Origin of the sequence: Alkalibacter saccharofermentans DSM 14828, from assembly GCF_900128885.1 — a bacterium.
GTDB classification, from domain to species: Bacteria; Bacillota; Clostridia; order Eubacteriales; family Alkalibacteraceae; genus Alkalibacter; species Alkalibacter saccharofermentans.
In genome coordinates, this window is sequence record NZ_FQTU01000010.1 from 62,921 (window position 1) to 80,359 (window position 17,439).

Consider the following 17,439-nt stretch of genomic DNA (forward strand, 5'->3'; position numbering starts at 1 on the left):
ATTCCCATAGAGGCGTAAACTCTGATAAAATATATAAATATGATAATAAGGGGGAGAAAATTAGATGATATTCATGCACATGGCAGATCTTCATATAGGTAAAAGGGTCAACGAGTTCAATATGCTGGAGGATCAAAGATATATACTGAAGCAAGCCTTGAGTATAGCTCAAAATAACAAAGTGGACGTGATGCTTTTAGCGGGAGATATATACGACAAGTCCTTGCCACCTGGGGAAGCTGTTGCGTTATTAGATGAATTTTTAACTGATATCGTACATAATGGAATGAAAGCAGTTGTGGTAAGTGGAAATCATGATTCCCCTGAAAGGCTCGCTTTTGGAAGAAAGCTTATGCAATCAGAAGGCGTGTATGTTTCGGGTGTATTCAATGGTGAAATGAATATTCTAAGTCTGAGAGACGATTTTGGCTTAGTTAATATATATATGCTTCCATTTATCAAACCACTTCATGTAAAAAAGTACTTCCCGAAAAATGAAATTGATAGCTATACTCAGGCAGTCAAGACAGTTATAGACAATGCAAAGGTTGAAGATAAAATGCGCAACGTTTTGATAGCGCATCAATTTGTAGTATCATCCGGGGTTGAGCCTATGCGTTCCGATTCTGAAAACATATCAGTTGGAGGCTTGGACCACGTCGAGGCATCAGCTTTTGATATATTCGACTATGTAGCTCTTGGGCATCTTCATCACCCACAAAGCATAGGCAGAGATGCTGTGAGATATGCAGGATCGCCTTTAAAATATTCATTTTCAGAAGCTGGAGCAAAGAAAGAGAAAAGTGTAACAATAATTGAAATGAAAGATAAGAAGAATATTAAAATATCAAAGATCCCACTGACCCCTTTAAGGGACATGGTTGAAATAAAAGGACCGTTAAAGGATCTTCTGGATCCTGAGAACCACAAGCACCAGGGACTTGACAACTACATACATGCTACACTGACTGATAACGAAGAAATTATTGATGCTATAAGCAAGATCAGAAGTGTATACCCTAATGTGATGAAAATAGATTTTGAAAATTCTCGGACCAAGACAGTTGAAGCTGATTCAGTGGCAAAAGATGTAACAGAAAAGACTTCTTTTCAGCTCTTTGAGGAATTTTACAAGATTAACAACAACGAAGAAATGGAAGATAAACAGAAGGAACTTGTTAGGGGTTTGTTGGAAAATATGGGGGTAGTCATATGAAGCCTTTAAAACTGAAGATGTGCGGTTTTGGTCCTTATGGAGACAATAAAGAAATAGATTTTTCTAAACTGGGACAGTCAGGTCTGTATCTTATAACCGGTGACACCGGTGCAGGGAAGACGACTATTTTCGATGCTGTTTGTTTTGCATTGTATGGAGAGGCGAGCGGAGAAAACAGAAAACCGGTTATGCTCAGAAGCGACTTTGCATCTTCGGATATGCCAACATTCGTCGAGCTTGATTTCATATACAAAGACAAAAAATATTCGGTGACAAGAAATCCGGCTTATGAACGCAATAAAAAAAGTGGCGACGGGACAACAACCGAAAAACAAAACGCTAGTCTCGTATTTTATGAAGACAAAAATCCAATCGCTGGATATGATAAAGTCACAAATGAGATAAAAGACCTGTTTGGATTAGATAAAAACCAGTTCTCACAAATTGCCATGATCGCACAAGGTGACTTTTTGAAGCTGCTTTTAGATTCAAACAACGACCGAATCGACATATTCAGGAAAATATTCAATACAAGTGTCTACAGAAATTTTCAAGAGGAATTAAAGAGACTATCCTCAGGGAAAAGAAACGCCTACGATGAGATTAAGATCAGCCTTTTGCAATATGTGCAGGATATAATTTACTCTGAAGAAAGTCAGTTGGGTTATAAAATTGACCAGGTGCGAAGGGATGTACATAAAATCGACGAGGCTATCAGCTATTTGAATGAGCTGATAGAAGAAGATAAAACAGAAGAAATAAAACTTACGGAAAAAATGCATGGATTGCAGTTGGAATACGATAGAATATCTGAAAAAATCTTAAAGGGTGAAGCCGCCAACAAAAGGTTTGACTTGCTTGACGAGATGACTCAAAAGATAAAAATCCTTGAAGGGGAGAAAACGCTCAGAGAAGAAGAATTGAAAAAAATAGAATCGGGAAAAAATGCCTTGTATCACGTTTATCCTGCTTTTGATAAATTCAACGCTGAGAACCAAAAGTTTAAGGATATTGTGGAAGAAATAAACAACAAAAATAGCTTTGTCCATGAACTTCAGCCTAAGGTGAATATTTATAGATCTGAATATGAGTACGAAGTATCTTTAGATGAATGCCGACAACAATTATCCACAAAAATAGCGTCAATTGAAAAAGAACTTGATAGTTACGATGTTTTTGAAAGACTAACAAAAGAAATAAAAGATACAAAGATACTAATAGAACAAAAATTAGAGGAAGAATTTAATTTAAAGAATAAAAAAGAAGACTACCTGAATAAAATACAAAGAGCTTTACAACTTGCCGATAGTTATAAAGATTTGCCCATAAAAATTGAAAAAAACAGCAGAGAATTGGAGAATTTAGCTAGATTTATTAAAGATATAAATAAAATTGATTCAGAAATGAAGATGTATAGAAGAATAGAAAATAATCACAAAACCCTGCAAGATAAATACTTGTCTCAAAAAGGATTGGTGGCAAAAAAAATAAAGGTATTCGAAGATCTAGAAGATCTTTTTCTGAAGGAACAGGCGGGCATAATCGCACAAAAGCTAGAAGATGGAATGCCATGCCCGGTATGTGGATCTGAAAAACACCCAAGCCCTGCATCGCTAAAAGACGAGGCTCCTTCTGAAGATGAGTTGAAAGAAGCAAAAAAATCAGCCTATGATGCTAAGGAAGAGCTATATGCAATAAGTGAAAGAGGATCGATTAAAAAGACAGAAAAAAACAAAAAGAAAGAGTCGATTTTATCACTGATATACGATGTGGCTGATAAAAAAATCGAAATCGACGATGCAACAGATTTTATAATCATGCAGAGGTCTTTGGCTGAAAAGAGAAAAGAATCAATCACAGCAGAAGAATTGCTTTTGAAAGATGACATGGAAAAAATTAAAAAATCAAATGAAGAAAAGCAAGAGAACGAAACTCAAGTAAGCAAAATAGATAAAATGCTTGAAAAGGCAGGCAATGAAATCGCCAGACTAAAAGAATTTCTCAGTTCTGCTGAAGGGAAAAAAGAAACGATTGAAAAACAGCTTGGATTCCCATCGAAAGAAGAGGCTGTAATAGAATATGATCAGAATAGAAACAGATACACACAGATGAAAAAAAACTATGAAGCTGCACAAAAAAAGTATTTTGATAATAAGGAAAAGCTAGATAAGTACAAGGCCATTTTAGCAACACTAAATGAACAAAAGATTTCATTATCAAATGAAAAGGAAAAGTATCATAAAAGATATAATGAAGAGCTAAAGAAGAGGGGTTTCGACTCAGAGGAAAGCTTCAAGAGTTTCCTTGTATCAGAAAAGGTTATTAAGGACCTTGAAAGAAACTCCAAAGAATATTTCGATAAATTACAAGAAATTCATAATAATATCAAAACTATCAGAGAAGAAATAACCAACAAAGCGAGAGTCGATATAATCGAATTAAGAAAGCTGCTAGCCGAAATCATTGAAAAAAGAAAGGAAAGTGAAAGGATTTACAGAGATCTTTATAATCGGTTGAAAGGAAATAAAAGCATAAAGGAAAAACTTGTTAATCGCTACGAAGAGTATAAAAACAGCGAAACGGAATATGCAATGGTTGAAAATCTTTCAAGGACCGCCAATGGTGACCTTAAGGGCAAGCAGAGAATCAAATTTGAAATGTACATTCAAAGAGCATATTTCAGCAAGATCATAAGGGAAGCGAACAAGAGGTTTTCAAAAATGACTGATGGCAGATATGAGCTTTTGAGGCAGGACGAATCGGATAATCTTAGAAGTCAAATAGGACTTGAGTTGGATGTAATGGATAATTATACGGGAAGGATAAGAAGCGTGAAATCCCTTTCCGGAGGGGAATCCTTCAAAGCGTCTTTAGCAATGGCATTGGGACTGTCTGATGTGATACAGAGTGTATCAGGAGGAATCCAGTTAGATGCAATGTTCATAGACGAGGGCTTTGGAGCGTTAGACAGCGAATCCCTGGAACAGGCTATCGATGTTTTAAACACTTTGAGCAGCGGAAACAGGCTAGTGGGAATAATATCTCACGTAAGTGAACTAAAAGAAAGAATAGATAAAAAACTGATCGTCAAAAAAAGTGCATCAGGGAGTTATGTGGAAATTGTGGTTTGATTTTGTTATAGGTCAAGTTCAATCGTTGTTATAAACATTGAATAAACTAGAAAGTTTGTGGGTAAAAATCAGATATCGAAAATTAAGGAGATGAATTCATTGAGCTTGCAAGTTTATATCAATTTTGATGGCAATTGTAGAGAAGCCGTTGAGTATTATTCAAAAGTTTTTAAAACCGATAAACCGGAAATCATGACATTTGGAGATGCACCGGAGGATCCCGGCTTCAGTTTGCCAGAGGAGTCAAAGAATCTCGTTATGCATACCCAGCTTATAATCAGTGGAGACATAGTGATGTTTTCAGATACCTTTCCAGGTATGCCGCTTGTAAAGGGCAACAACATAAGTTTGACAGTGGTTACAGATGATATGGACGAAATTACTGAAGCCTTTAATCAGTTAAAAGCGGAAGGAAAAGTCGAGATGGACCTTCAAGAAACATTTTGGAGCAAATACTACGGATCAGTAGTGGATAAATATGGGATAACATGGCAATTTAGCATGTATGAACATTAAATATCAAACAGACCGGTGAATTTATATTGTTCACCGGTTTTGTTTGACAACAAGTTGATTGCTCTCAGGATATTTGGAAAAGAAGGGCTACTTTACTGGAGGTAAGATGAAATGTTTGTTATAATTAAACCAACGATATAGTAAATACATAAAGGGGAGATTTTTATGGGGATTATATTAGTTGATAAGCTGCCTTTTTATTTGGATGAAGACATGCTGATAGAAAAATTGAAATTGAGAAAGCGAAAAGGAATGAATGAAAAACTCAATAAGCTTATGAAGAAAGCCTTGAAAATTGCAAAACCCAAGGGAGCGTATTTCGAAACAGAAATAGAAAGCAGGACTGAAAACAGCGTAAAAATCAAAGGAGAGGTTTTTAACTCTCGTGAATTAGCAAAAGCGACAGAAAAAAATCAAAAGCTGTATCCTTATATCATAACCTGTGGAAAAGAAATTGAAGAGGCTTTAATTAAGACTGAAGACATCTTGGAGAAATATATTCTGGATGGAATCATAAATTCGATTCTAGACTGTGCCACGATTTGTATATCCAAGGATTTGAAGGAAAGATACCAGATAGCAAATCTTTCATATCACATTCCTGGAGCTTTGAATGACTGGCCCATAGAAGACCAGCAAAAACTATTTAAGATATTTGGGGATGTAGCTGAAAAAATAGGTGTAGAGCTGAGTGAATCAAATGTCATGAAGCCTGGAAAAAGCGTTTCGGGAGTTTACTGCCAAGTTATGGACGATATTACCGAATGCATATAAAGCAAATTAAAAAACTCCCTTTGAACGGGAGTTTTTTAAGTCAGCATCAATACGGCTGCCATTCTGCCCGTATCTCCATGCTCTCCTCGATATGAAAAGAATACTTCTTTATTACATAAAGTGCAAAGACTGCTAACTGATATATTTTTATCCGGCACACCCAATTTGACAAACTCCTTCTTGTTTATTGACCACAAATCCACAAGGTATTTGTGGTTTTCTTGTTTTGTTATATGGGAAAGAGAGTCGGTAAAATTCTTAATGAATATCTCAGCCACTTCAAATCCAACTTCAAAACAGCAAGGACCTATGGAAGGACCAATAGCAACGAGACAATCAGCTGGATTTGTCCCAAATTGATAGGTCATTTTATTAAGTGTCTTGGCCCCTATCTTTTTTACAGTTCCTTTCCAACCGGCATGGGCCAGTCCGATAGCCTTGTTTAGAGGATCGAGTATATATATTGGTACGCAGTCAGCATAAAATGTTGTCAAAGCTATGTTCTTTTCATTTGTTATCAGGGAGTCTGCATTTTTGATATAACTTTTTTTGCTTAATCCTTTTCCTTTATCAGCTTTTGTCACTATGTGGACTCTATCCCCATGAACCTGGTCGGACAGCGTGAAACTGTCAAAAGGTATGTTTAAAGTTGATGAGAGTTTTTTATAGTTGCTTATAACCTGTTCGCTTTCATTTATTTTTTTAGGGTTTAAATCGAAAGCATTTAAGGTTCCGTCATAATCTGCATTCAGCCTGGAGGTAAAACAATGTTTGACCAGTCCTGTGTCTTCAAAGGAAGGTATTGTATAAAAGATAAAGCCTTTATCACTGTTTTTCTTAAATTCCATAAAATCCCCTCAATTTCTTATAGTTAAAATCATTATAAGCAATATCAGCAGATAAGTCCAAGACTTATTGGGGAGAGGCTGTAATGGGTTTTATCTAAACATTAAAGGGTATAAAATCTTTATATTTAAAAGAATTATGTGAATTTCGGGGGGATGATATTATGGATGACGATAAAAAAAGAAGATTGGCTTCTAAGCGGGAATTGGCAAGAAAACTTCAAAAAGCGGAGATAGAAGCCAGAAAAAAAGCTATCAAGAACAGAAAGCCCTTTAAGGGACTTCAAATCAGACCAACAACGTCTTTATTCGATGAAAAGGGCAAGCAGGAACCGGGTGAGAAAAATTGGGCGGGTTTCGGGTTTGACATTCATCCGCAGGTAACTTTGATATCAGCAATTTTCTTAGTGGTATTTATTTCTTTAACTATTATATATCCTGATGTAGCCGAAAGAACCTTTGCAACCATTATGAGTGGAATTACTAAAAATGCAGGATGGTTTTTTATATTGGCTGCAAACTTATTTATTATAGCAGCTCTGTATTTTGCATTTGGCAAATACGGTAACATCAGAATAGGAGGTAATGACGCTCAACCGGAATTTAGTAAATTTGGTTGGTATGCAATGCTTCTAAGCGCGGGAATGGGAATAGGTCTGCTGTTTTGGAGTGTTGGTGAACCTATAAGCCACCTCGGGTCACCATCTCCCATGTTCGGAAGCATTGATCCAGGCGCTCCTCGGGCGGCACAAGCGGCAATGGCTACAACTTTTTTTCACTGGGGCATACATCCGTGGGCAATTTACTCTATAGTAGGGTTGGGACTTGCATTTTTTGCTTACAACAGAGGGTTGCCCTTGACGATAAGATCTGTATTTTACCCATTGATTGGCAATAAGATATATGGATTTTGGGGTAATGTGATTGATGTGCTATCAGTTCTTGCGACGCTTACCGGACTAGCTACTTCCTTGGGCCTAGGCGTTTCTCAAGTGAATGCAGGCCTGAATTTTTTATTTGGGATAAATATCAGTACAGGGATTCAAGTGGGTTTGATAATTGGAATAACAGGCTTGGCAACAGCGTCTGTAGTAATGGGGCTTGATGGTGGAGTAAAACGCCTCAGTGAAATCAATATGGTATTAGCTGGAGTTTTCATGCTTTTCATACTTATTGCAGGACCTACTGTATATATTTTAAGCGGATTTACACAAAATATCGGATATTACATGTCTAACTTTGTTGAAATGAGTTTGTGGACAGAAACATTCAGAGATACAAATTGGCAGGGAGCATGGACTATATTTTACTGGGCATGGTGGATATCCTGGTCTCCTTTTGTAGGGATGTTTATAGCTCGTATATCCAAAGGAAGAACCGTAAGGGAGTTTATCCTAGGGGTGCTGCTAGTGCCTTCATTATTGTCGTTTTTTTGGATGAGCGTTTTTGGAGGAACTGCAATTTATCTGCAGACCAATGGGATTGGCGATATAGCCTCAGCAGTATCATCAGATGTTTCGATAGCTCTGTTTGCCATGCTGGAATATTTGCCTTGGACTCAGCTGCTTTCCGTCGTTGGAATAATACTCGTCACTGTATTCTTCGTGACCTCCTCAGATTCTGGCTCTTTGGTAGTCGACCATCTAACATCAGGCGGTAAACTTGACTCACCGGTACCACAGAGGGTTTTTTGGGCAGTAATGGAAGGAGTGGTAGCGGCAGCGCTGTTAATAGGTGGAGGATTGACTGCTCTGCAAACTGCCTCTGTTCTAACAGGATTGCCCTTTGCGATTATTTTATTATTATTGATTTATTCCCTGAATGCAGGGTTTAGTCAGGAATATGAAATAGAGGAGGCAGTAAGAAAGAAATTAAGAGAAGTTGAAGAAGAACATTTCCTAAATGAAGCTATAAATGCAGCTGTTCAAGATGAAGCATTAGTAAATAGCGACAAGTAAAAAAAGCAGGCTCGTGGGAGCCTGCTTTTGTATATTTGGTGGTATCGAATATTCACTATCAGAATCTAGTTGCGGATGCCAGTCAGCAAATTTATATAGAAAGAATTTGAGTATCATGAACCATTTGTGTTAACCTAAAAGTACGTGAATGAAAGGGGAGGAAGAAAATCGAAAGAATTAAAGAGTTGATATTGGATAGATATCAGATGTCTGAAGGATTGGTTGAGGTTTTTGGGATAATAATTACTTTTGTCATGTTGACATCAATAAGTATTTTAGCATATTTTGCAGCAAAGAAGATATTGCTCCCGATAATTGCTCGACGAATTGAAGGAAATCGATTAAAGTGGGACAATTATCTGCTGAAAAGAAAAGTCTTCGAGAAATCTACAGGTCTCATACCGTTGATGGTTTTTTATTGGGGCGCTTCTCACTTAGGATCATTGGCACAGGGGTTCAAGCTGGCAACGTCCATATTAATGCTTATGCTCATTGCCAAAGTGGTAGGATGCTTGCTTGAAACCATAGATGATATTTACTCAACACTAGAGGTTTCCAAAGAAAAACCTATAAAGGGATTTTTACAGGTTATAAAAATAACGATTTATATTCTAGTCGGTATATCTGTTATAGCAAGCTTGATGGGAACAAACCCCTTTGTGTTATTAAGTGGAATTGGTGCTATGGCTGCAGTATTTTCTTTTATATTTAAAGATACGATATTGGGATTGGTAGCAGGAGTATTGCTTTCTGTAAATGACATGCTGCGAATTGGCGATTGGATCGAGATGCCTAGCTATGGCGCAAATGGAGATGTTTTAGAAATAAGCATGAATACAGTAAAGGTGAAAAATTTTGATTTGACTATTACCACTGTACCGGCATATGCTCTTATCAGCGATTCATTCAAAAATTGGAGAGGGATCCAAGAATCAGGTGGCAGGAGGATTATGAGATCTGTACATATAGATGTAAACAGCGTAAAGTTTTGCTCGCCGTCGGATATGAAAAAATTCCAAAACATTAGCCTTGTTAGCAGCTTTGTTCAAGAAAACATTGAAAGAATGAGCCAAAAGGGTGCTGATGCTATTACGAATGTTGGAATTTACAGAGCGTATATAGGGGAATATTTGAAAAACCACCCTAAGATACACAGGGAAATATTCCAGATAGTCAGGCAGCTGCAGCCTACAGACAAGGGACTTCCAATAGAGATTTATGCTTTTACCAATGATATCGATTGGGTTAACTATGAAAATATTCAAGCTGAAATATTTGAACATGTCATGGTTTCGGCAAAGTTCTTTGATTTGAGGCTGTTCCAAGATCCGACAGGTTTTGATTTAAAAAATATAAATATTGTTGATAAAACCGATAAAAATACAAAAGAAAATTAAAAAAAAAGAGAATCTGTATCCCCGGCAACAGAATTGTTTGAAGTTTTTAGTTAACATAAAGACAGTTCAAAAAACAAAAAACTTTATTATAAAGACAAAGGAGAGATACAGATTATGAGTATGTTTTGTTATCAGTGTCAAGAAGCAGCAAAGGGAACAGGTTGTACTGTAAAGGGTGTTTGTGGTAAAACCGATGTAGTATCTAATTTACAAGATTTAATGGTATATACCCTAAAAGGGATTTCGCAGCTTGTTATCAGAGGTAAGCAAGCAGGAGTTGAAATGCCAAATAAGAATCACTACGTTATGACAGGTCTTTTTATGACAATAACAAATGCAAATTTTGACGATCAGGCAATTTTAAACAATATAAGAAAAGGTCTGGAAATAAAACAAGAATTAAAAGGATTCTTATCAGAAAATGGAGTGTCTTTAGAGGGCCTTCACGATGCAGCTTTATGGAGCGCAACTGACGATAATGGAATAATAGCTAAATCTTTGGCTCCGGAGGCAGGAATTTTAGCAACTGAAAATGAAGATGTAAGATCTTTGAGGGAACTTATCATTTACGGGGTTAAAGGAATGGCTGCTTACGCTGAGCATGCATTGAACTTGGGTAAAGAAGATGTAAATATTTATGAGTTCATGGTTAAAGCTCTTGCAGCTACTTTGGATGATAGCCTGAGTGCAGATGATCTTGTAGCTTTGACTTTAGAAACAGGAAAGTTCGGCGTAGATACAATGGCAATGCTTGATGCGGCTAATACAGGAACTTATGGCAACCCTGAAATAACTGAAGTTAACATTGGAGTTAGAAACAATCCCGGGATTCTAGTTTCAGGTCATGATCTGAAAGATTTCGAGCAATTGTTGGAGCAAAGTAAAGGCGCCGGTGTAGATATATACACTCATGGAGAGATGTTGCCTGCAAACTATTATCCGGCTTTCAAGAAGTATGATCATTTCTTTGGGAACTATGGAAATGCCTGGTGGAAGCAAAAAGAGGAATTTGAAAGCTTCAATGGTCCGATACTGTTTACTACAAATTGTATAGTGCCTCCTAAAGAAGATCAAATATCAAGAATCTACACAACAGGAGCTTCTGGGTATCCTGGATGCAAACATATTGAAGCAGACCAGGATGGAAACAAAAATTTCTCTGAGATAATCGAACACGCAAAAAAATTGAAATCGCCAACTGAAATTGAAACGGGAACAATTATAGGTGGTTTTGCCCATGCTCAAGTATTTGCTTTAGCGGATAAGGTAGTGGATGCTGTTAAGTCAGGCGCAATCAAGAAGTTCTTCGTAATGGCAGGATGCGACGGTAGAATGAAATCAAGAGACTATTATACTGAATTTGCTGAAAAGCTTCCTGAAGGAACGGTAATCCTAACAGCAGGCTGCGCAAAATATAGATACAATAAACTCGAATTAGGGGATATTGGAGGCATTCCGAGAGTTCTTGATGCGGGACAGTGTAATGATTCGTACTCTCTGGCTGTGATAGCTTTAAAATTAAAAGAAGTATTCGAGCTTAATGACATAAATGAACTTCCAATAGCCTATAATATTGCATGGTATGAGCAAAAAGCTGTAATAGTGTTGTTGGCACTACTTTATCTGGGAGTAAAGAATATTCACCTGGGTCCTACACTTCCAGGTTTCTTGTCACAAAATGTTGCAAAAGTGCTTGTAGAGAATTTTGGCATTGCGGGAATCGGAAGCGTAGAAGACGATATAGAAATGTTCATGGCTTAAAAAAGCAATTTGAAATAGCTCTGCACGGCTTGATACAATGTATCCAGCCGTGTTTTTTTGTTTCGATATATTGACAATTAATATTCCCATATGATAGTATTACCATATTCCGAGTGGAATAGTAGGGAATATAATGGAGGGTTGATATGAGACTATCCACAAAAGGCAGATACGGCGTCATGGCCATGTATCAGTTGGCTGTAAATTACGAGATGGGCACAACATCGTTGAAAGACATTGCCGAAGAACTTGATTATTCTGACGCGTACCTTGAGCAGATGTTTGCGATATTAAAAAGAGAGAGGCTGATAACCAGTCATAGAGGTCCTAAAGGCGGTTATAGGCTATCTAAGGACCCGTATGATATAACAGTGGGAGAGGTGATCAGAGCTCTCGAAGGTCCTATAGAGTTTTCTTCTTGTGTCGGTGGAACAGAAAATTACGATTGCAAAAGATCCAGCCTTTGTGTCACCAAAGAAATATGGGAGAAAATTAATGACAGCATAAACAGTGTTATAGATCATATTACACTTGGAGATTTATTAGACAAATACGATAAAAATCTTAACGAAGCTAAAAGGAGCTGATTTGTTTGCAAAGAAGATATTTTGACTATGCAGCAACTACACCGCTGGACAGCGAAGTGTTAAATGAAATGTTGCCTCATATGAAAGAAAATTTCGGGAACCCTTCCAGTGTATACTCTTATGGAAGAGACGCCAGAAAGGTAATAGATGATTCAAGGGAAAAAGTGGCAAGTATTATAGGGGCTCAAGCCAAAGAGATTTATTTTACAAGTGGAGGAACTGAATCTGACAATTGGGCAATAAAAGGTACAGCGTTTGCAAATAAAGACAAAGGCAATCATATAATTACTACTACTGTGGAACATCATGCAGTATTGCACACATGTAAATACCTTGAGAAACATGGTTACGAAGTTACGTATTTACCTGTAGATGAATACGGGCTGATAGACTTGGATGATTTAAAAAACAGCATAAGAGAAAACACCATATTGATTACGGTAATGTTTGCGAATAATGAAATAGGAACAATTCAACCGATAGCAGAGATTGGAAAGATTGCCAAGGAAAATAAAGTTCTTTTTCATACGGATGCAGTTCAAGCATTAGGAAGCGTTGATATCGATGTTAAAGATTTGGGAGTGGATCTGATGTCAATTTCCGGTCATAAAATCTATGGGCCTAAAGGCATAGGCGCTTTATACGTAAGAAAAGGTGTTAAGATCGACAACCTGATTCATGGTGGAGCCCAAGAAAAGAAAAAAAGAGGCGGCACTGAAAATACACCTGCAATTGCAGGTTTTGCAAAAGCCTGCGAAATGGCACAGAGCACTTTAACTGATCAAATTAAACAGGCCACAGAGTTAAGGGATTATATGATAAAGGGAATACTGGATTCTATACCAGAAGTGAAATTAAATGGTCATCCCGAAAAAAGACTTCCTGGCAATGTGAATGTCAGCATAAGATATATCGAAGGAGAATCGATACTTCTAAGTTTGGATTTGATTGGAATTGCAGCTTCAAGCGGCTCGGCATGTACATCTGGTTCTTTGGATCCATCCCATGTGCTTTTGGCGATAGGGTTGTCCCATGAAATCGCTCATGGATCTTTGAGGTTTTCGATAGGCAAATACACTACAAAAGAAGAGGTAGACTTTGTGTTGGATAAGCTGCCTGGAATAATTCAGCGATTGAGAGATATGTCTCCGCTGTACAATGCTTAAGGAGGAATAAAAATGTATACAGATAAAGTAATAGATCAATTTCAAAATCCAAGAAACGTTGGCGAGTTGGATAACGCTGATGGGGTAGGTGAAGTAGGATCTCCTGCATGTGGAGATATAATGAAGATGTACTTGAAAATCGAAGATGGAGTCATTGTCGATGTCAAATTCAAGACATTTGGATGCGGAGCAGCCGTAGCAACCAGCAGCATAGCAACAGAAATGATAAAGGGAAAGACTCTTGAAGAGGCTGAAAAACTAACAAACAGCATGGTAATTGATGAACTGGGCGGTCTGCCACACGAGAAGGTTCACTGTTCTGTTCTCGCAGAACAAGCAATCAAGGCTGCTATTAAAGATTATAAAAGCAAGCATGGTATTCAAGAATAGAATAAATAGCAAAAACGCACACTCTTTATTAAAGGTGTGCGTTTTGTTATTTAAGGATTACATCAGAAATGTCATGACTATATGCTCTGTAAAAACCATATTTAAGCCAGTACGACCGAACAAGCTCTCCTGTAGAATAATTGTATTCATAGATTTCTCCCCACATGGAGGTAATTGGGTCTTCGATACTTTCCCTCAAACTGCCATGGTTTGCGATAATTCGATTATTTGCGATATAAAGGTTGTAATTTGAAGTGATGAAAGCTAAGGAATTTGGGTACCTTCTTACTTGTCTTACAGTTTTGTTTGACTCATCTATTGAATAATGAACAACAGCAGACCGACCTGCATCCTCAGTTATCTCAATATCTACAAGATCGTTTCTTATAACATGGTTGTCAAACATAAATAAATTTAATTCATTTTGTCTTGAATCAATATTTTTTTCTTCGAAAACCGAGTGTTGCTCATAGTGCCAGATAATATCTCCAATAGGTTTTAGAACATAATCAATATATTCAGTATCAGCCCAAATAGCTGGATCAGATAATATCCATATTAAATCTCCATTGCTCCAATTAATTTTAACTGCAGAAGAAACATCTCTAGGAGATAGTACCATAGTATCATCTACAGCATTATATGATAGTGAATTGATGTGAGCCCAATCATAGGCTTTGTTGTAAGGCGTGTCATTTATGATATCACCAAAGTTAAGTTCTTTTATGATTTCTCCGGTATTTCTATCTATTTCGATTATAGTGTCCTCAACATGTCCCTCTAGGGAGTTTGCAAGAACCAAAAGATTGCCATTAGGCTTTTTCTCAGCGACCTCATGATGAGCGCCTTTTTCTACCAAATAGCTTTTGTAAAGTCTGCCTAAAAAGTCCATTTCAAATATGTAAGGGGCATATTGCCTGGTCTCTGTATCAATCATAGAGTAACCCGCAATAATTGCAAACCTGTCATCTGATAATGGGAAATACCCGTGGGGGTCTGTTTCTACTTCAATGTACCATCTGATATTGCCTGAAGAGTCAAATGCGTATGGATTTCTATAAAGACCACCTGATACCACAGTAAAGTCTTTTACAGGATCTTCCCTTGAGTATGTTGAGGACACTGCATCTAAGAGTTCATCAGGCAGAGAATCTGTTGCTATTGTAATTTGGTTTGAATCCACAGAATTGTCGTCAACCATCAAATTGATTTCTACCACGTTTTCTCTAGATGGGTACAGGCCGATTATCGGTATAATATGAACCTTATCCATGGGGGACTCGTATGTGAAGGTATCATTCTGCGTATCGCCTTTAACCGTGATTTTCACTGATGCTTCATAATCAGTCGTAAATGCGACTATTGCTGACAGAGGTACTAGACCGTAAGGATTTTTAATTACTAAAGGGTCGTCAATCGTATGTGCGCGCCTCTCGAGATCCTTCTCGATATTTGAATAAATAGATCTGTTGTTCTTTATAATCTCGTCATGCATTTTCCAGTCTTCATAGTAGTCGTCATTTTCACTGCTGAGTTCAGTTTCGTTGCTGCATGATGTCAGGAAAATAATAGCTGCAATAGAGATTAGAAGAAAAATCAGTTTTTTGTTCATTGTATTTAAGCTCCTTGTATATTTAGACTGCCCACTTTCTGTTGTTTGTAAATGAGACAGTCAGCCATTCGTTGTTATTATAGGTTTTTATATAGTCTGATAATTCTTGCCTAAGTTTATCCTGGTCGGCTATGGTCTTGATTTTTTCAGAATCCTTAACGACAAAATCAATTTCAACCCAGAGAGTTTTACCTACTTTGGCAATCCTGACAAAGGATTCCTTCATATCGTATTTAACCTCCATGTTTTTCACGTAAGTTTTTATGTTATTGGGAAGCTTGCCGGAAGGGGTCATTTCAAGAACCTCTCCAAGCGCATTTCGTATTCCTGCTAAAGGAAGCTTAAGAAAGTAAATTGAAATAAGAATCATCATAATAGGATCTATATAAGGAATGATCATTGAAAATCTTGTGTTCCTGTCCAATAAAGAAGCAAGCAAGAATCCGATTAAAACTGCAAAACTTACCAGGGTATCCATAAACCACTGATTTGATTCGGCCTTTACCAAGCTTGAACCGGAACTTTTGCTCTTTAATTTCAGATACAAGTATGCTCCGAGGCAAGCAAAGCTTCCGACACCAGAATATATAAGGGCTGATCCCAGAGCTACTTCACGCCCTCCATTTAAAATGGAAACAATCGCACCTGCCAACGATACGGCAACTAGGATTAGGATTACCGAGTACTTTAAAATTATTACCAGTGGTTCAACAATATCTTTACCGAAGGGATATCTCTTGTGGTCTTTTTTTCCAATAAATGTGGTTGCCAAAACAGATAAAAATGATAAAACGACGCTCACTAATGAATATAGGCCGTCAAAAAGTATAATCTGTGATCTTGTAAAATAACCTAAGATGATTCCTGTAATTGCAAATGCGACAGCCGCGAAGACTGAAAATGACAACACCTTCTTTTCTTCAGAAATGTTGTTTGACATATTAAAACTCCTAACTTTCATTTATAAATAAAGCTTTGGTTCAAGTGTATGATTTAAAAACCTAAGCAGTTGTTCTTTTGAACGGTTTTTTTCTTCCACAGAAGTGTTTGATAGAAAGACCGACTCTGCACCGTGTTCTATCAACCCTACTACAAAATTTGCCAAATAAGAATAATTCATCTCTATTGTCAACAATGATTTTTCCTTTAAGGAATTTAAGGAAGTTTCAAGCCAGCTGTAATAAGGTCTGTAAATATTCTCCCAAGTCTCAAATGAATTGTCATAGGCGAAACCTGAATATAAAAAATTTATCAAATCTTTGTGTTTTTCTGTAATCTCATATGTAACATCGACTAGAATCTGCAATAAACTCTCAAGAGAATTTACACTTTCATCGTAACGGTCTTTTATTAAAAGAAGCTGTTCATCGAAAATTTGGCTAGCGATAGCAGGCACTAAAGCATTTTTTGAATGAAAATATAAATAGAATGTGCCTTGTGCGACGCCGGCTTCTTTGACTATCTGTGATACGGAAGTATTTTCAAAACCATTTTTTTTTATAAGAGTCATGCTCGCTAATAATAACTTGTTTCTTTTTTCGTTTTTGTCTTTCATAACCCCTCCACCATGACTGACTATCAGTCATTTTCCAAAGATAAGTATAACACGTGATCTAGAGAGCTGTCAAATAGTCCATAAAATGATGTGTTGTTAACTTGTGATAGTGTCACCTTTAGATTCACTTGATAAAATGAATGTTCAAAGCTATTATAAAGGAAGAAAAAAGGATTATTTATTTCTGTCAAAAAAGTTTTAAAAACGTGTTGACATAGGGTATGCATGTGCGTATAATAGTAAGAGTCGCCAAGAGAGACAGAGAGAACACAGAGACAGGGAAACGGCGCACAAACCAAGATCTTTGAAAATATAATAGCACACGAAAACAAGCCAAGAAAGAAAGAATTAACTGTAACAACGTTGATACCAAGAGTATCAAAAAGCCAAGAGAGTTCTAAGACGGACTCAAACACTTTATAATAGAGAGTTTGATCCTGGCTCAGGACGAACGCTGGCGGCGTGCCTAACACATGCAAGTCGAACGTGATCTTCAGAGTAGTTTACTACACTGAAGTGAAAGTGGCGGAC

General features: G+C 37.2%; 14 protein-coding genes and 1 rRNA gene. 11 read left to right on the forward strand and 4 right to left on the reverse strand.

Annotated elements, in window-relative coordinates:
* Positions 1–64: 64 nt before the first annotated feature.
* The 4 genes from BUB93_RS07795 (at position 65) to BUB93_RS07810 (ending at position 5,637) form a co-directional block, all read left to right on the forward strand.
* A complete protein-coding gene (locus tag BUB93_RS07795) occupies positions 65–1,216 on the forward strand; it encodes an exonuclease SbcCD subunit D (RefSeq protein ID WP_073270826.1) in 1,152 nt (383 codons plus the stop codon).
* Positions 1,213–4,347, forward strand: a complete 3,135-nt coding sequence (locus BUB93_RS07800; RefSeq protein WP_073270828.1) for an AAA family ATPase — start codon at positions 1,213–1,215, stop codon at positions 4,345–4,347. The genes BUB93_RS07795 and BUB93_RS07800 overlap by 4 nt, the downstream gene beginning before the upstream one ends.
* A gap of 90 nt (positions 4,348–4,437) precedes the next feature.
* The gene (locus tag BUB93_RS07805) at positions 4,438–4,863 is read left to right on the forward strand and encodes a VOC family protein (RefSeq protein ID WP_423230805.1); all 426 of its coding nucleotides are present in this window, start codon (positions 4,438–4,440) and stop codon (positions 4,861–4,863) included.
* 165 nt (positions 4,864–5,028) lie between these two features.
* A complete protein-coding gene (locus tag BUB93_RS07810; RefSeq protein WP_073270832.1) occupies positions 5,029–5,637 on the forward strand; it encodes a vitamin B12 dependent-methionine synthase activation domain-containing protein in 609 nt (202 codons plus the stop codon).
* Positions 5,638–5,672: 35 nt separating this feature from the next.
* Here BUB93_RS07810 and pgeF read toward each other — a convergent pair whose 3' ends face one another.
* On the reverse strand, positions 5,673–6,485 hold the full coding sequence (gene pgeF / locus BUB93_RS07815) for a peptidoglycan editing factor PgeF (RefSeq protein ID WP_073270834.1): 813 nt from the start codon (positions 6,483–6,485) through the stop codon (positions 5,673–5,675).
* A 161-nt stretch (positions 6,486–6,646) separates the two neighbouring features.
* Here pgeF and BUB93_RS07820 point away from each other — a divergent pair, with 161 nt between their 5' ends.
* From BUB93_RS07820 to nifU, 6 genes are all read left to right on the forward strand, one after another.
* A complete protein-coding gene (locus BUB93_RS07820) occupies positions 6,647–8,440 on the forward strand; it encodes a BCCT family transporter (protein WP_073270836.1) in 1,794 nt (597 codons plus the stop codon).
* Positions 8,441–8,631: 191 nt separating this feature from the next.
* Complete coding sequence (locus BUB93_RS07825) at positions 8,632–9,837, forward strand: mechanosensitive ion channel family protein (RefSeq protein WP_200789470.1); 1,206 nt, start codon at positions 8,632–8,634, stop codon at positions 9,835–9,837.
* A 114-nt stretch (positions 9,838–9,951) separates the two neighbouring features.
* Complete coding sequence (hcp, locus tag BUB93_RS07830) at positions 9,952–11,598, forward strand: hydroxylamine reductase (RefSeq protein ID WP_073270840.1); 1,647 nt, start codon at positions 9,952–9,954, stop codon at positions 11,596–11,598.
* A gap of 146 nt (positions 11,599–11,744) precedes the next feature.
* Positions 11,745–12,185: an RrF2 family transcriptional regulator gene (locus BUB93_RS07835; protein WP_073270842.1), complete on the forward strand. Its 441-nt coding sequence runs from the start codon at positions 11,745–11,747 to the stop codon at positions 12,183–12,185.
* A gap of 5 nt (positions 12,186–12,190) precedes the next feature.
* Positions 12,191–13,351 (forward strand): cysteine desulfurase NifS, encoded by a 1,161-nt coding sequence (nifS, locus tag BUB93_RS07840; protein WP_073270843.1) that lies wholly within the window; start codon positions 12,191–12,193, stop codon positions 13,349–13,351.
* 12 nt (positions 13,352–13,363) lie between these two features.
* Entirely contained in the window at positions 13,364–13,741 is a 378-nt protein-coding gene (nifU, locus tag BUB93_RS07845; RefSeq protein ID WP_073270845.1) for a Fe-S cluster assembly scaffold protein NifU, read from the forward strand.
* 46 nt (positions 13,742–13,787) lie between these two features.
* On the opposite strand, the gene BUB93_RS07850 is transcribed toward nifU, so the two are convergent.
* The 3 genes from BUB93_RS07850 to BUB93_RS07860 are packed head-to-tail and all read right to left on the reverse strand — an operon-like array spanning position 13,788 to position 16,908.
* The gene (locus BUB93_RS07850; protein ID WP_073270847.1) at positions 13,788–15,353 is read right to left on the reverse strand and encodes an aryl-sulfate sulfotransferase; all 1,566 of its coding nucleotides are present in this window, start codon (positions 15,351–15,353) and stop codon (positions 13,788–13,790) included.
* A 22-nt stretch (positions 15,354–15,375) separates the two neighbouring features.
* Complete coding sequence (locus BUB93_RS07855) at positions 15,376–16,293, reverse strand: cation diffusion facilitator family transporter (protein WP_073270849.1); 918 nt, start codon at positions 16,291–16,293, stop codon at positions 15,376–15,378.
* 21 nt (positions 16,294–16,314) lie between these two features.
* A complete protein-coding gene (locus BUB93_RS07860) occupies positions 16,315–16,908 on the reverse strand; it encodes a TetR/AcrR family transcriptional regulator (RefSeq protein WP_073270851.1) in 594 nt (197 codons plus the stop codon).
* A gap of 419 nt (positions 16,909–17,327) precedes the next feature.
* On the opposite strand from BUB93_RS07860, the gene BUB93_RS07865 reads away from it, so the two are divergent.
* Positions 17,328–17,439, forward strand: a 16S ribosomal RNA gene (locus BUB93_RS07865); the annotation flags it as partial.

What these genes read in the sequence shown, in the direction of transcription:
- BUB93_RS07805 (WP_423230805.1), top strand. Translation starts at nt 4,438, where the DNA reads ATGAATTCATTGAGCTTGCAAGTTTATATCAATTTTGATGGCAATTGT.
- BUB93_RS07850 (WP_073270847.1), bottom strand. Translation starts at nt 15,353, where the DNA reads ATGAACAAAAAACTGATTTTTCTTCTAATCTCTATTGCAGCTATTATT.
- pgeF (WP_073270834.1), bottom strand. Translation starts at nt 6,485, where the DNA reads ATGGAATTTAAGAAAAACAGTGATAAAGGCTTTATCTTTTATACAATA.
- BUB93_RS07800 (WP_073270828.1), top strand. Translation starts at nt 1,213, where the DNA reads ATGAAGCCTTTAAAACTGAAGATGTGCGGTTTTGGTCCTTATGGAGAC.
- hcp (WP_073270840.1), top strand. Translation starts at nt 9,952, where the DNA reads ATGAGTATGTTTTGTTATCAGTGTCAAGAAGCAGCAAAGGGAACAGGT.
- BUB93_RS07820 (WP_073270836.1), top strand. Translation starts at nt 6,647, where the DNA reads ATGGATGACGATAAAAAAAGAAGATTGGCTTCTAAGCGGGAATTGGCA.
- BUB93_RS07860 (WP_073270851.1), bottom strand. Translation starts at nt 16,908, where the DNA reads ATGAAAGACAAAAACGAAAAAAGAAACAAGTTATTATTAGCGAGCATG.
- BUB93_RS07810 (WP_073270832.1), top strand. Translation starts at nt 5,029, where the DNA reads ATGGGGATTATATTAGTTGATAAGCTGCCTTTTTATTTGGATGAAGAC.
- nifU (WP_073270845.1), top strand. Translation starts at nt 13,364, where the DNA reads ATGTATACAGATAAAGTAATAGATCAATTTCAAAATCCAAGAAACGTT.
- BUB93_RS07795 (WP_073270826.1), top strand. Translation starts at nt 65, where the DNA reads ATGATATTCATGCACATGGCAGATCTTCATATAGGTAAAAGGGTCAAC.
- BUB93_RS07855 (WP_073270849.1), bottom strand. Translation starts at nt 16,293, where the DNA reads ATGTCAAACAACATTTCTGAAGAAAAGAAGGTGTTGTCATTTTCAGTC.
- BUB93_RS07835 (WP_073270842.1), top strand. Translation starts at nt 11,745, where the DNA reads ATGAGACTATCCACAAAAGGCAGATACGGCGTCATGGCCATGTATCAG.